The sequence below is a fragment of the Candidatus Nitrosopumilus sp. genome (assembly GCF_028278985.1).
GTDB lineage: Archaea > Thermoproteota > Nitrososphaeria > Nitrososphaerales > Nitrosopumilaceae > Nitrosopumilus.
In genome coordinates, this window is the sequence record NZ_JANQTA010000013.1 from 44,925 (window position 1) to 57,975 (window position 13,051).

The window sequence follows — 13,051 nt, forward strand, 5'->3', positions numbered from 1 at the left end:
AGCGTGTTTGGACATGGTCTGGGTTTAGATAAAATTTCATCAATTGATATTCAAGGAAAAGAAATTTCTATTTCTGTTGAAATGCCATTAAGTTTTGAAAATGGTGAAGATCAAATTACTTTAACTGCAACTGAAGATGAAACCAAAGAAAATGCAAAAAATGTGACCTTTCTTATTGGCTTGTTTCATGATAATACAATGATTTTTAGAAATTACTTTTTTGCAGAAAATGGAGTTTTACCTCTCAAAATTTCATCTCAATCAGGATATGATAATTTTGTAATTAATGGCAAACAAGATTCTCTTCTTGGAGCCTATCATGGAACTGAATCTTCTCCTATTGAGATTGCAGGACCAATATTTGATGAAGGTGGATTATACACATTTGAAATTGAAGTAAGAACAATTGATGAGCCTACAAACATCATTGAAAATTCTGGTGTTCATGTGGCTGATTTGAGTGTAGCAACTACATCATCATACATTGAAAAAGATTCTGAAGCAAATGATGTTGAATTTAGAATGAAATCATATTTTGATAAAATCTCAGCTTTTGAATACAATCCTGAAACAAAACTAGTTACATTTGAGATGCCATTTGATTGGAGCGAAAATAAAATGTCACATATTCCCGTTGTTCATGAAGAAGTACATTTCCCTAAAGACTTTGTTGAATTCTTGTCACCAAGCTATACTGGACATGCAAATGGAATAGAGTTGTTCAAAGCTTCAGTAACAATTGATGATTATTCTAAAGAAGATGAAAGGATTGTTCATTTTGTTTTATTGCAAGATCATTTGAGATTTATAAAAAATGAAATGAAAAAATCTGGAGATCCATTACCAGAAAATATTGTATTTACACTAGCTACAAATGAAGAAGTATCTTTTCCATTAACTGCATATACAAAAAGTGAAGATTTTCAAATAAATCTCTCATGGGATCCTGTTGAAATAATACCTGGATTAAATACAAATTTTGTATTTACTGTTCGTGATGGTCCAACTGGAGAACCTCTTAGAAATTCTGACTATACATTTGTAATTCTTCAACGTGGTCAGGAAATTCATAGAGCATTAGGTCAAGCCCAAGTAGGCGGAGAATTTGAAAAATTCACTTTTGATCAAACCCAAACAGGTCCTACAATAATTAAATTTGAAAATATTAGAAACACAGGTCAAGAAACTGAATTTGGAATTGTGATAGCACCTACTTCGGTTTCATTAAACAATGCTCCAAATGAAATTGAAGATTCTTCAGAAACTATTCAAAATGAAGGACAGAAATCAGATAATCTTCAAGTTGAAGCAGAAGGCGGAGGTTGTCTTATTGCAACTGCAGCATATGGAACAGAATTAGCCCCTCAAGTGCAATTCTTGAGAGAAGTTAGAGACAATACTGTAATGAGCACTTCATCTGGAATATCATTCATGACAGGCTTTAACCAATTGTACTATTCATTCTCACCAACTATTGCTGATTGGCAAAGAGGTAACCCAATGTTCCAAGAAGCAGTTAGAGCATTCATTACTCCAATGGTATCAACTTTATCGATTATGACAATAGCTGATAGTAGTTCAGAAATTGAAGTGTTAGGAATAGGAATTTCAGTAATTGTACTAAATTTGGGAATGTATATTGTAGCACCTGTAATTGTTGCATGGAAAGTCAAAAAGCGATTTTGAATTCTTAGTGGTACATACATCAAACTATCAAGAACTATTTAGATTCATAAAATCCAAATTCAAGTAAGAATTTGAAAAGAAATATCATAATATTACTTCTGGGACTTTCAGGCGTTACTGCATTATTTTATGAAATTATTTGGATTCGTCCATTATCACTAGTTTTTGGAACAACTGTTTACGCTGTATCTACTATTATTGCGTCGTTTATTCTTGGTCTAGCAATTGGTAGCTGGCTTGCAGGAAAATACTCACATAAAATTTCTAATCCACTAAAGTTTTTTGCATTTGTTCAAATTGGCATCGGAACTTATGGTGTTTTGTTATTACCTGTTTTTAGTTCATTACCTCCAATTTATTTGGCAATTTATCAAGCTGTTCTTCCAAATCAAATATTATTTTTCATTGTACAAATTCTTCTGTCAATTCTTTTGATATCTATTCCTGCAATTTTGATGGGTACCACATTACCAATTATGATTAAAGCATATGCAAAGAAATTTGAATCAATTGGTTATGACGTTGGAAAGTTAGATGCTGCAAATAGTATTGGTGCTGTAATAGGCACACTGGTTGTTGGATTCATTTTGATTCCGTTTTTAGGTATTCAAGCCAGCTTGATAATTACTGCTTTAATTAATTTAGGAATGGGAACAATCATAATTGGAACAAATAGATTCATCAAATTTCGATGTTTGTCGGCAATAGCAGTAATTTTGGTTCCTTTTTTCATAATTTTTCCAACCTATGATGTTGAACCTCTTACTCTACCCCTTTATCAAATTCTGAATGAAGGTAAAATGAGCGTTAATTCCTATCAACATATGATTGATAATCAACAACTACTTCATTATGATGAGAGTGCTTACTCAACAATTACTGTAATTGAAACTGATCTCAAAAGATTACACATTAATGGAAAATCTCAATGTGCGATTGGACCAATGGGTATTTTTCGAGATGGTGTAAATCTTGCCAAATTACCAAGTGAACTTTATTATCATAATTTCAAAACCTTTCCAAAAACTGCGTTAAATGTAGGATTAGGATGTGGGGACACTTCTCAATGGTTTGCTATTCATGGAATTGATGTAACTACTCTTGAAATTGATCCTGCGGTAATTGAGGTAAATGAAAAGTTCTCACCAAAGTACATTGATCATAATCTAGTCATAGATGATGGTAGAAATTGGTTGTTGAGGACAAATCAAACTTTTGATGTTATTACTGGGCAACCATATGAGCCCTATGATAGTCATAGTAGTTTGTTTACCAAGGAATATTTTGAACTTCAAAAACTTCGTTTATCTGAGAATGGAATATCTTCCCAATGGGTTCCAATGTATACTATGACAATGGATGATTTTTTTATTTTCTATAACACATACAATTCAGTTTTCCCCCATGTTCATATTTACAATAATCTTGATTCAACTGTTGACTCATTGTTGTTTATAGGAAGTAAACAACCAATTTTGCCAATTTACGATAAATATTACATCGGAAGTGATTATGATATTGAACCAAGAAAAACTGAATTAAACACAGATGATAAGACTGTTTTAGAAACAAATACTGCACTAAATCTTTACACTCCAGATAGAGAAAGAATTACAGAAAAAGAATTTCTTGTAGAATTATTTTCTCCATCCTCAGAAAATTCTTAAAAATCCCTCAACTTTTTATTACAAGTCTAGTATTACTCAATATGACCAAGACTGATAATTTATTAAAAAAAATTCAAACTCTTATCTTACAAAACAAATTCAAACAAGCATTAACCACATGTGATTCCATTTTAAAAATAGATAAAAAAAATTTTCAGGCAAATTTTAACAAAGCAAATCTTTTAGCAGAAATTGGATTTCATAAAAAATCATTATCCTATTACAATAAGGCACTAAAGATTATTCCGAATGAACCTTTGACTTTGTTTAATCTTGGTACAACTTTGTATGATTTGGACAAGTATGATGATGCCATCGAAATCTTTGATAAATTAATAAAAATTCAACCAAAAAATTCTGATGCAATATGTAACAAGGCAAATACACTTGTGGCTCTTGGCAAACATAAGCAAGCAATATCAACATATGATAAAGCTTTGAAAATAAATCCAAATGACATTATAATTCTTAACAACAAAGGAATCGTTTTTGCTGGAAAATCAAGACATAAACAAGCAATAAAGTGCTTTGATGCATCTCTGAAGATTAATCCTGTAGATATGGATACTTTATGTAATAAAGGAAATTCTTTGGCAGAACTTGACAATTTTAGTGAGGCTGCTGTATGTTTTGAATCTGCTTTAGAAATAGAACCCTCTGATATTGATGCATGTTTTAGATTGGGGGTTGCTTATTCAAATACAAATAGACCAAGAGAGGCGATTTTATGTTTTAACAAAGTTCTAAAAAAAGATCGTTCTAATACTGACGCACTAATTAACAAAGGACTTGCATACATTACATTAGAAAAATTTAAGCATGCAATTTCATGTTTTGAGAAAGCTTTGGGAATTGACAAGCAAAATACTGATGCAATGTACCATAAATCACAATGCCTAGTTGAAATTGGCAAACATACTCAAGCAATATCTTTACTTCGCAAGATTGCTAAAAAAGAAAATACTCATGATCATCATGATCATGAACATCATGATCATGAACATCATGATCATTCACATTTGTCCCTAAAAGACAAAATTCTCAAAGACACACATTTTGCAAAAGTGAAAAAAGAAAAAATCTATTCATCCTTTATTCAGAATCTTCATTAGTTGAAATTCTGTTTGGATTAGATGGAATAGGTTTTCCATTTGGAGATATTTTTGGATCTCCGAGAATTGTTGAAAGTGAATTTGTAAATTCATCATTCATATGATGCTCCATACCGCAGACAATTTTATCATCTGGTTTGATCTTAAGGTGATTTACCATAAGAACTTCTAACAATCTACTTTTTCTAACAATGTTAGAACCAATTTTTTCCCCTTTGTCTGTTAACTGAATGTCTAGTTTAGTGTATTTTATCAATTTCATATCATTTAGTTTTTTCATCATTTGTACAACACTTGGTTGTCTGATTCTTAACAAATTAGCAATTGTACTTACTCTGATTGGTTTACTGCTTTCCTTTGTTAACCACATTGCTTTTAGATACATCTCAACATGCTCTTCTGGAGCAGTTCCAACATAGAGCTTTTCTTCATTAGTCATCTTTACAGTCAGTTGCCTCTTCGTTAATCTTTAGAATGTAAGTAGACCTAACATTTTTGATCTTTCTAATCTTCCAAGTTATAGTCTCATTAAGCTCCTCTAATGTTGCTGCTTCTACTTTAACAAAAACATCATATGGTCCAGTAATACATTGTGTTTCCTTGACCTGAGAAATTCCTTTAAGAATTGAGATGACTTCTTTTTCATTATTTTCTGTGCAATTCAATAAAACAAATGCTGCTGGCAATTTTTTCCTCCATTAATTTTCAAACATTATTTAGTTTTGATAATATTAATTATTTTTGTATTAAATTAAATATTATTAAAATTAGGATAATTTTTAATAACTAGTAAATGATATGTTTTTCTGTAGAAGCTGAAATGATTGCCATTCCTTCATATTGTCAACCACATGTATTTTACACGGCAAGATTTTCAGTTTTTAACATTATGGTGATACAATGAAATTAACCAAACAAGATGATCAAGATAATACAATTGCAAATGAGATCAGAATCGAAATAAATGATTCATCTTCAACTCATAACAATAATTTTGCAATTACACTCAAATCAAAAAAAGTAGATGTTGATGAACTACTTCCTATGGCAAAAGAATGGGTAGTGGAACATAAACAGAAAACTTGGCTAGAAAAATAATTTTAATTATTTCAAAGAAATTCAAGCTAGACAATTATTTTTGAATGAAAAAAGAATGATTGATGGTTTTTTCTTTTTTGAAATTGATTCTACTGAGATTTGAAAGTTTTAGCATCCTCAGGACCAATGATCCTAAAGAGTGAAATTCCAGTCTCTGCACTTGTACCCTTTAAAGCCATTTTACCATTCTTCAAGGTTACAAGTTTAGGGTCTACCATCTTGACTTTCTTTCTTGCTTTTACATCGTAAGCAATCCATTCTTTAGCCATGCCCTCTTCAAGCGTGCATGCGTATATTAAAATGATGCATAATTAATATTAACAATTATTAAAAATAAAATAATTCTTAATAAGAGATAAATAGTTCAAGTGCTAAATCAGAGCATAATGCCATGCTTCAACCAGATGCAGCCCTGACAGAATGCGCATTTTCGCATGGCATTATCTAATAATTTGGAGGTAACAAAATGGATGAAAAATCAAGATATCATGTCTATAAGTTAGAACGAGAAAAGGATCTCTTTTGTAGTGTTCTAAATGTTAGTGGCACAGGAAGTGCAAATATTTACCAAATTGAGGATTCTGATTATTTTTATTCTGCGTATTATTTTTCTGATGGAAATCTTACTGATGTCAATCTATATTATATTAGAAGTAAGATGTTGCAAGATTTAGTTGCTCGAAAAGGAAATGTGATAAGATTTCAACCAGGTACAGGGGAATGGGATTCTCATCAAGGTGAACTAAAAGATATCTATTGTTGGCTGTTTGTTCTTAGAATCATGTTTTCATCAGCTAAAGAGATTAAAGAAATTTACAAACTTGAAGAAGATTATGAAAGAGGATATCGAATAAAGCAATTAGCCATTACAGAGTAGGTAGAGAATTATGTATCTAGATAAAAAAACAATATACTTTGATCATGAAGGTGACTTTGAAATTTTAGTTGAAGATGAAGCCTTGGAAGTAGACATGCAATTAATTCAAAAAATAGTCTTTACAGATCATGAAAACAAGATTCGATACCTATTTTCAAAATTTAGAACTGAAATGATAGATGATGATCTGATTCAAATTGATAATACAGGCTTACAAAGCAACTAATTTTACTGAATCCATTTTCTTGTCAGTAAGAAATCCTTTTGTGACTGCTTGAATTTTTTTTGAATCTCCGTCCAAGAAAAACATCTCCATACATCTCTCTCCATCAAGTTTGCTGTGAAGATGTGTTTTAATCAAGTCTTCATAATCATGTTTTATTCCTGAAACTCGATCATCGTACTCATCAGCATGAAGTACAATTAGTACTGCATTCTGTTTTCCTTTTAATTCTCTTTTTTGCTTTTCTTCTTGTACAAAAGTTCTGATACCTGCCCGAATAATTTCAGACCTACCAGTAAATCCCATTGAGCCCTGCAATTTATCCAGTTCTTTTAAAATTTCATCGTTAAGTGAGATTGAAACAATTGGCATTAGATTGAATGTTATTAATCATTATTTAAATTTAAATGGATTTCTTAATAATTTCGGCAAAATTTATGCCTGTTGAATTAATAACATCAAAACCCACTTCTCAAATATTATTAAATTTATATTGTATTATTATTAATTGCACAATTAAGTGATTTAATGAAGGGCTCGTCAATTGCTGCTATAGGTGGAGGAATTGCTGCAGCCATAGTTATTGCAGTTGTTTTGACAATGTCAGGAGGAATTTCTGAAAGTCCACAAGTTTCTGAAAATTTTATGGGTGAGACAACTGAAACTAGTGTTACTGAACAGGTTGAAAAGATCCAAGTTCTAGCTTCGTTTTACCCATATTACGAGTTTACCAAAAATGTAGCAGGAGACTCTGCAACAGTTTCTCAGTACATGCCATCAGGTGTAGAAGCTCATGATTGGGAACCAAGACCTCAAGAGATTAAATCGTTGCAAGATGCAGATGTTTTTGTCTATAATGGATTAGGAATGGAACCTTATATTGATAAAATGATTGATTCAGGTGAATTTGACAATGTTTTGTTTGTCAAAGTATCTGAAGGAGTTGAACTGATAAAACCTGAAGAAGATCATGATGACCATGATGATCATGGAGACGAACATGATGATCATGCAGAAGAAGGCCATGATGCACATGCTGAAGACTTTGCAAAAGAGATTGAACATGTTGTAGAAGAATTTGAGCATGGTCACATTGATTCCACTAAAGCACTTACTGAACTAGAAGAGATTCTAGGTGAGCATGAAGGAGATGGACATGATCACGGAAATGAAACTATTGAAAAAATTGAAGCAGTCATACATGAAATTGAAGATGGACATATGAGTGCAGAAGAAGGATTTGAAGAGATTCATCATATTGTTTTAGAAATTAAAGAAGAAGATCATGATGACCATGATGATCATGGAGACGAAGGTGGACATCACCATCATCACCACGACTTTGAATTTGATCCACACATTTGGTTGGACCCAATCTTGGTAAAACAACAAGTAAACAATATTCGTGATGCACTAATTGAAGCCGATCCACAAAACAAAGAACAATATGAACAAAATGCTATGACATACAATCAAGAACTAGATGACTTAGATATGAAATTCAAGTCATCATTAGCATCATGCAATAAAGATACCTTTGTACCATATCATAATGCATTTACATATCTTGCAGAAAGATATGATCTCAAAGTAATGGCTCTTGGTGGATTAGCTCCTAGAGCAGAGGCCACAGGTGCTGAGATTAAAGAGTTTGTTGACTTTGTAAGAGAAAATGATGTTAAAGTAATTTTTAATGAAGAGTTAGTTGACCCAAGACTAGCAGAAATCATTGCAGAAGAGTCTGGCGCAAAAGTAATGCTGTTCAGTCCATTAGAGGCATTAGCACCTGAAGAAGTAGGGAAAAACATATCATACATCGAAAAGATGGAACAAAATATGGATTCCCTAAAGGTGGCCCTTGAGTGTCAATGACAAGTGTTTTAGAAGTAAAAGATCTCGTAATAGGATACGACAATCATTTAGCAGTTGATAAAATTAGTTTTGATGTTCAAGAAGGTGATGTTCTTGGCATTGTAGGCCCCAATGGTGCTGGAAAAACAACATTGTTCAGAGCAATTTTAGGCTTGCAGAAATATTCTGGAAAGATCAAAATGTTTGGGTTAGAGGATTCAAAGTATCATTCAATAATTCCATTGATTGGATATGTTCCACAAAAGGTAATTTTTGAGCCAAACTTTCCTGCAACAGTTTTTGATGTTGTATCTATGGGAATAATACCTAACAAAAAACTTCTCAAAGGTGCAAAGATTGTGCAACAATGTGGTTGCTGTTGGAATCGTTTTTACAGTGATCTTGGAAGCAACTACAAGAAGGTTATGGGATCTCTTAAAACTGTAGGAATTGAATCTCTGAAAAATAGAAGAATTGGAGAACTATCAGGAGGAGAATTACAACGTGTCTTTATTGCAAAATCTCTTGTCAAGGATCCCTTGTTGTTAATTCTCGATGAACCTGTAACAAGTGTAGATGCAGAATCACAGAAAAAATTCTATGAATTGATTAAAAAAATCAATCAAGAAAATCAAATTACAATTGTTTGGTCATCGCATGACTTGGATGCAATATCAAAATATGCAAGTAGAGTTGCATGTATGAATAAAAAATTATTTTTCCATGGAGAAAAAGAAGAATTTTTCTCAAACAAAGATCTTCTAAGAACATATACTGAATCATCAATGCAAATGCACATGCATAATCATGACATGCATTAACTACAGGTGAAATGAATGGTTCTTGAAGCTCTATCTTATGGATTTATTCAGAAAGCACTCATTTCAGGAATTGCTGTTGCAATAATTTGCTCTTTTATGGGAACATTTCTTGTATTGAGACGTTATTCTTTGTTTGGAGATGGAATTGCTCATGTTTCATTCGGTGGAGTAGCAGTTGGATTATTCTTAGGAATATTTCCAATTTGGACTGCGTATCTTCTTGCAATAGCTGGAGGAATAGGACTTCAAAAACTTCGACAGAGTACAAAGATTTCAGGAGATGCTGCTGTAGCTGTTGTTTTAGTCACAGGATTGTCTGTAGGCGTAATTCTGGTAAGCTCATCTGGTGGTTTCTCAGTAGATTTGTTTAGTTTCTTGTTTGGAAGTATACTGCTAATTGGCAATGATGATACTATGATAATTCTAACAATTAGTACAGGAATTATTGTGACGCTTGTGGCATTACGAAAACAATTCTTACAGATTACATTTAATGAAGAGCAAGCAAAAATTTCAGGATTACCAGTCACTCTGTTAAATTATGCCTTTGTAATTTTGGCTGCTGTAACAGTTGTAACTTCTATGAGATTGGTTGGAATCTTGTTGATATCCGCATTAATTGTAATTCCTAACATTAGTGCAATGATGTTTGGTAAAGGATTCAAACAGACAGTTGGAATATCGATGCTAATTTCAGTTGTATCTGTGGTTAGTGGAATTCTTTTGTCATACTATTACAATCTTGCACCATCAGGAATTATTGTGGTTGTTGCAGTTTCAATACTGGTAGGAATTCTTATAGCAAGATCTGCAGGAATAATAAGAAAGGTCGACATTAAGAAAAAATCTGAAATTTCACATAACAGCTAAACTAATCTAAGAATCAATCAAATCGTTTAGTCTTCGCTTGTCATGTATGCTCTTTACATAAAATAATGAAGTTGCAATTATTCCTGCAGCTATTAGTGGTGATGCAAGTTCTGTATACTTTATTTCAGTTCCATCTGTTGATTGTATTTTTGTTGAAGATACTGGAATTTCTGTCATTTTAATTGTACCAATCTTACTTTCTTGTTGTTCAACAAACCAAACATTACCATTTCCATCTGATGTCATAAATTGAGTAAATGATGTTTCAGTTGGAATAGGAATTTCTAATAAATTATTGTTATCTGGATCATAAACTGCAATTGAATCAATGACATGTTGAGCAAACCAAACATTACCATATCTATCAAATGTCATTCCAAATGGAAGTGATTCACTATCTGGAACTGTAACTTTTTCAAAAGTCTCTAAAACTGGATCAAATCTACTTAAGGCTAATCCAGTGTGCTCTGTTACCCATATACTTCCATCTTCATCAAATAGCAATGCTTCAGGACCTTGAAGAATTGTATCTGATGAAATTTGGGTTAATTCATTATTTTCAGGCTCAATATAGCCTATTTTTCCTGAACCAGTTGCTGTATACCATATTTTTCCTTCACTGTCAATACCCAAGGCAAATGGCAATGATTCTTTTTCAGGTAAAGTAATCTCATCAAAAGTATCACTTTGAGGAGAATATTTCAAAATCTTATCCTTGTTTACAATTGTAATCCAGATGTTTCCATCAAAATCAGCTTGAATAAAGAGAGGAGTGTTATCTGAAATTACAGGATCTAATTTTGGAAGTGTTTTAGTTGTTATTTCTTTTGTTTGAAGATTTAGATATCCTATTTGATTTCTTGGAGTATCAACAAACCAAATGTTTTCGTTATTGTCTTGTGTAAGAAAAGTTGTTCCCAATCCATCAAAAGAATATGGTGTAAACTCTTGAGTATCAAGTGAGAATTCCCAAAGTCTTGGAGATGATGCATCACTTACCCATAAGGAATTTTTTCCATCATACAATGCGTAAAGTGGTTTTGATTCTTCTGGTAATTCATATTCTACAACTTGCATTTGAATATCTCCAAGTCGTGGCTTTACAAGTAAATTGAGAATTTTTGATTCATTTGCGTTTTCGGTTCGTTGAGCTTCAACTTCTACTAACCATTCACCAGAAAATCCAAATGTAATTTCTCCTTGGAATTCGATTGGTTTGTTTTCAGTTTGTTTAACTATTTCCATAGGAATTTCAATTGGAGAAATATTTTTTGATGGATTTGAAATTTTTACTTTTACTTGTTCTGAGTCATAAAGCTGATTTCCATCAAAGTCCGTTGCTTTTACAGTAATTGTGTTTGAACCGCTTGTAAATGGTGAAATTTCAATGTTAAACTTTGTATTCTCAGTAAATTCAATTGTGTTAAAACCATATACTGCTTCCTGTGCATCAACTCTTTGAATCTCTCCTGCAGGTAGTGTTCCATTAGTTAGTAATGCAACTACCCCTAGCAAAATTATTCCTAAAGCAGCATCAACTTTGAGAGATTTTTTCAATTTTTTATGTACAGTAATTTTTCCTGATGAGAAATTCTTTTCAGCATTTTTTTGTAGTCTAAATTGGAAGAATCCCCCTAATCCAACCATGGCTGCAGCGATTGCAATTTTCAGCATGATTAGTTGTCCAAATACTGATGCAGTGATTAATCCAACGTCACTTTCAACAAACCACATCAGAGTTGGGCCTGTAATAATTACAATTCCTACTGATATGATAAATGCAATTGAAAATCTTGGAATCATTACTAAACTCATTTTTTCTCGATTTTTTTCTTGTAATTGAGAAAATGTTGGAAGTAAAGTAAATACAAAATAGATTATTCCTCCAATCCAAACTGCTGCAACTAAATTGTGAATGTAATCTAATACGACTGCTCCAAGCTGCTCAGTTGAAGCACCATGACCTATCAATGTAGTTGTTGAGATTAATACAAGAGAAACTGCAAGCATTGGAATTTGATTTTTTATTGATAATGATTTTCTTCTATCCATTCCAAACCAAATACCTAGTAATACAAGAGTGAGAATCATTCTTGCAAACCAAACTGTTCCAAAGTATGTTTGAATTACATCAATAGGTGACGCTTCTAGTCTGATTGTTTGAACAGCAATCATTAGAATATCTGAAATGAAAACAAGTATCAGTCCAATTCCTGTTACTGACATAAATTTATCATGATAGAAACTATGAACTTTTCCCAATTCTTCTCTGATTAGATTTTTGTTTTGAGTACCCCAGATGATTAGCGAAGCAATTACAGAACCTAACACAATTGTTTGTCCAACAAGTCCAGGAAATCTTGCTCCTGCTTCAGGCAAAAATACTAACTCAGATGTACCCTCAGGAATATCTTCAACATCTATAATTACATCCCCTATTCCGAAGATAAAGGCTCCTGGGACCAAGTGGCCATCTACTTTGGAAAGAACTTTAGTTGTTGCTGTGTAGACTCCTTCTTCAAGTGGAGGAGTTGTCACAATGATTGATAGCTCACCTTCGTAGTAACTAGTGTCTCTATTGTCAATTTGATTTCCATTTTGATCAAAAACTCTCATTTCACTAAAATCAATGTCAACTGCTTCAGAAAAATACACAATTACTTCAGTTGTACCAACTGGCCCATTTGATGAAATGTTAGGAATAGTTTGTTCAGTAAAAGGATGTGCAGCTGCAAATGGAATTGAAATTAATGATAGTGTAAATAATATGAATAGAATTTTTTTCATTTACTGTAAAGTCCACATCTGATATTTTAACAGTTTACATATTTCCAAATTTGTACCAA

13 protein-coding genes and 1 pseudogene are annotated in these 13,051 nt (G+C 32.3%); 9 read left to right on the forward strand and 5 right to left on the reverse strand.

Going from position 1 to position 13,051, the window contains the following annotated elements; genetic code table 11:
- Nucleotides 1-1,311: 1,311 nt before the first annotated feature.
- The 3 genes and pseudogenes from Q0941_RS04250 to Q0941_RS04260 all read left to right on the forward strand — a co-directional run.
- A pseudogene (locus Q0941_RS04250) lies at nt 1,312-1,686 on the forward strand (CFI-box-CTERM domain-containing protein); the annotation flags it as partial.
- 71 nt (nt 1,687-1,757) lie between these two features.
- Nucleotides 1,758-3,353 carry a spermidine synthase gene (locus Q0941_RS04255; RefSeq protein WP_299291683.1) on the forward strand — a complete coding sequence of 532 codons (1,596 nt, stop codon included), beginning with the start codon at nt 1,758-1,760 and terminating at the stop codon, nt 3,351-3,353.
- Nucleotides 3,354-3,394: 41 nt separating this feature from the next.
- Nucleotides 3,395-4,465, forward strand: coding sequence for a tetratricopeptide repeat protein (locus Q0941_RS04260; protein ID WP_299291685.1), 1,071 nt, complete (start codon nt 3,395-3,397; stop codon nt 4,463-4,465).
- On the opposite strand, the gene Q0941_RS04265 is transcribed toward Q0941_RS04260, so the two are convergent.
- Nucleotides 4,446-4,904 carry a metal-dependent transcriptional regulator gene (locus Q0941_RS04265; protein WP_299291687.1) on the reverse strand — a complete coding sequence of 153 codons (459 nt, stop codon included), beginning with the start codon at nt 4,902-4,904 and terminating at the stop codon, nt 4,446-4,448. The genes Q0941_RS04260 and Q0941_RS04265 overlap by 20 nt on opposite strands.
- Complete coding sequence (locus Q0941_RS04270) at nt 4,897-5,151, reverse strand: Lrp/AsnC ligand binding domain-containing protein (protein WP_299291689.1); 255 nt, start codon at nt 5,149-5,151, stop codon at nt 4,897-4,899. Before Q0941_RS04270 ends, Q0941_RS04265 begins: the two co-directional genes overlap by 8 nt.
- A gap of 214 nt (nt 5,152-5,365) precedes the next feature.
- Between Q0941_RS04270 and Q0941_RS04275 the strand changes: the two genes are divergently transcribed.
- Nucleotides 5,366-5,563 (forward strand): hypothetical protein, encoded by a 198-nt coding sequence (locus Q0941_RS04275; RefSeq protein ID WP_299291692.1) that lies wholly within the window; start codon nt 5,366-5,368, stop codon nt 5,561-5,563.
- Between the two features lie 89 nt (nt 5,564-5,652).
- Here the strand turns inward: Q0941_RS04275 and Q0941_RS04280 are convergent, their stop codons facing one another.
- Entirely contained in the window at nt 5,653-5,832 is a 180-nt protein-coding gene (locus Q0941_RS04280) for a hypothetical protein (protein WP_299291694.1), read from the reverse strand.
- A 197-nt stretch (nt 5,833-6,029) separates the two neighbouring features.
- Here Q0941_RS04280 and Q0941_RS04285 point away from each other — a divergent pair, with 197 nt between their 5' ends.
- Both Q0941_RS04285 and Q0941_RS04290 read left to right on the forward strand, forming a co-directional pair.
- Complete coding sequence (locus Q0941_RS04285; protein ID WP_299291696.1) at nt 6,030-6,440, forward strand: hypothetical protein; 411 nt, start codon at nt 6,030-6,032, stop codon at nt 6,438-6,440.
- Nucleotides 6,441-6,450: 10 nt separating this feature from the next.
- On the forward strand, nt 6,451-6,666 hold the full coding sequence (locus Q0941_RS04290) for a hypothetical protein (protein ID WP_299291698.1): 216 nt from the start codon (nt 6,451-6,453) through the stop codon (nt 6,664-6,666).
- On the opposite strand, the gene Q0941_RS04295 is transcribed toward Q0941_RS04290, so the two are convergent.
- Entirely contained in the window at nt 6,652-7,035 is a 384-nt protein-coding gene (locus Q0941_RS04295; RefSeq protein WP_299291700.1) for a CopG family ribbon-helix-helix protein, read from the reverse strand. The two genes, Q0941_RS04290 and Q0941_RS04295, sit on opposite strands and share 15 nt — an antisense overlap.
- Nucleotides 7,036-7,191: 156 nt before the next feature.
- Here Q0941_RS04295 and Q0941_RS04300 point away from each other — a divergent pair, with 156 nt between their 5' ends.
- The 3 genes from Q0941_RS04300 to Q0941_RS04310 are packed head-to-tail and all read left to right on the forward strand — an operon-like array spanning nt 7,192 to nt 10,205.
- Entirely contained in the window at nt 7,192-8,535 is a 1,344-nt protein-coding gene (locus Q0941_RS04300) for a zinc ABC transporter substrate-binding protein (RefSeq protein WP_299291702.1), read from the forward strand.
- Complete coding sequence (locus tag Q0941_RS04305; protein ID WP_299291704.1) at nt 8,532-9,335, forward strand: metal ABC transporter ATP-binding protein; 804 nt, start codon at nt 8,532-8,534, stop codon at nt 9,333-9,335. Before Q0941_RS04300 ends, Q0941_RS04305 begins: the two co-directional genes overlap by 4 nt.
- A gap of 15 nt (nt 9,336-9,350) precedes the next feature.
- Nucleotides 9,351-10,205: a metal ABC transporter permease gene (locus Q0941_RS04310; protein WP_299291706.1), complete on the forward strand. Its 855-nt coding sequence runs from the start codon at nt 9,351-9,353 to the stop codon at nt 10,203-10,205.
- Between the two features lie 6 nt (nt 10,206-10,211).
- On the opposite strand, the gene Q0941_RS04315 is transcribed toward Q0941_RS04310, so the two are convergent.
- The gene (locus Q0941_RS04315) at nt 10,212-12,992 is read right to left on the reverse strand and encodes a CopD family protein (protein WP_299291708.1); all 2,781 of its coding nucleotides are present in this window, start codon (nt 12,990-12,992) and stop codon (nt 10,212-10,214) included.
- Nucleotides 12,993-13,051: the final 59 nt, after the last annotated feature.

Excerpts from the sequence above, each read along its gene's own strand:
- Q0941_RS04260 (WP_299291685.1), top strand. The coding sequence starts at position 3,395 with ATGACCAAGACTGATAATTTATTAAAAAAAATTCAAACTCTTATCTTA.
- Q0941_RS04265 (WP_299291687.1), bottom strand. The coding sequence starts at position 4,904 with ATGACTAATGAAGAAAAGCTCTATGTTGGAACTGCTCCAGAAGAGCAT.
- Q0941_RS04275 (WP_299291692.1), top strand. The coding sequence starts at position 5,366 with ATGAAATTAACCAAACAAGATGATCAAGATAATACAATTGCAAATGAG.
- Q0941_RS04280 (WP_299291694.1), bottom strand. The coding sequence starts at position 5,832 with ATGGCTAAAGAATGGATTGCTTACGATGTAAAAGCAAGAAAGAAAGTC.
- Q0941_RS04285 (WP_299291696.1), top strand. The coding sequence starts at position 6,030 with ATGGATGAAAAATCAAGATATCATGTCTATAAGTTAGAACGAGAAAAG.
- Q0941_RS04290 (WP_299291698.1), top strand. The coding sequence starts at position 6,451 with ATGTATCTAGATAAAAAAACAATATACTTTGATCATGAAGGTGACTTT.
- Q0941_RS04295 (WP_299291700.1), bottom strand. The coding sequence starts at position 7,035 with ATGCCAATTGTTTCAATCTCACTTAACGATGAAATTTTAAAAGAACTG.
- Q0941_RS04300 (WP_299291702.1), top strand. The coding sequence starts at position 7,192 with ATGAAGGGCTCGTCAATTGCTGCTATAGGTGGAGGAATTGCTGCAGCC.
- Q0941_RS04305 (WP_299291704.1), top strand. The coding sequence starts at position 8,532 with ATGACAAGTGTTTTAGAAGTAAAAGATCTCGTAATAGGATACGACAAT.
- Q0941_RS04310 (WP_299291706.1), top strand. The coding sequence starts at position 9,351 with ATGGTTCTTGAAGCTCTATCTTATGGATTTATTCAGAAAGCACTCATT.
- Q0941_RS04315 (WP_299291708.1), bottom strand. The coding sequence starts at position 12,992 with ATGAAAAAAATTCTATTCATATTATTTACACTATCATTAATTTCAATT.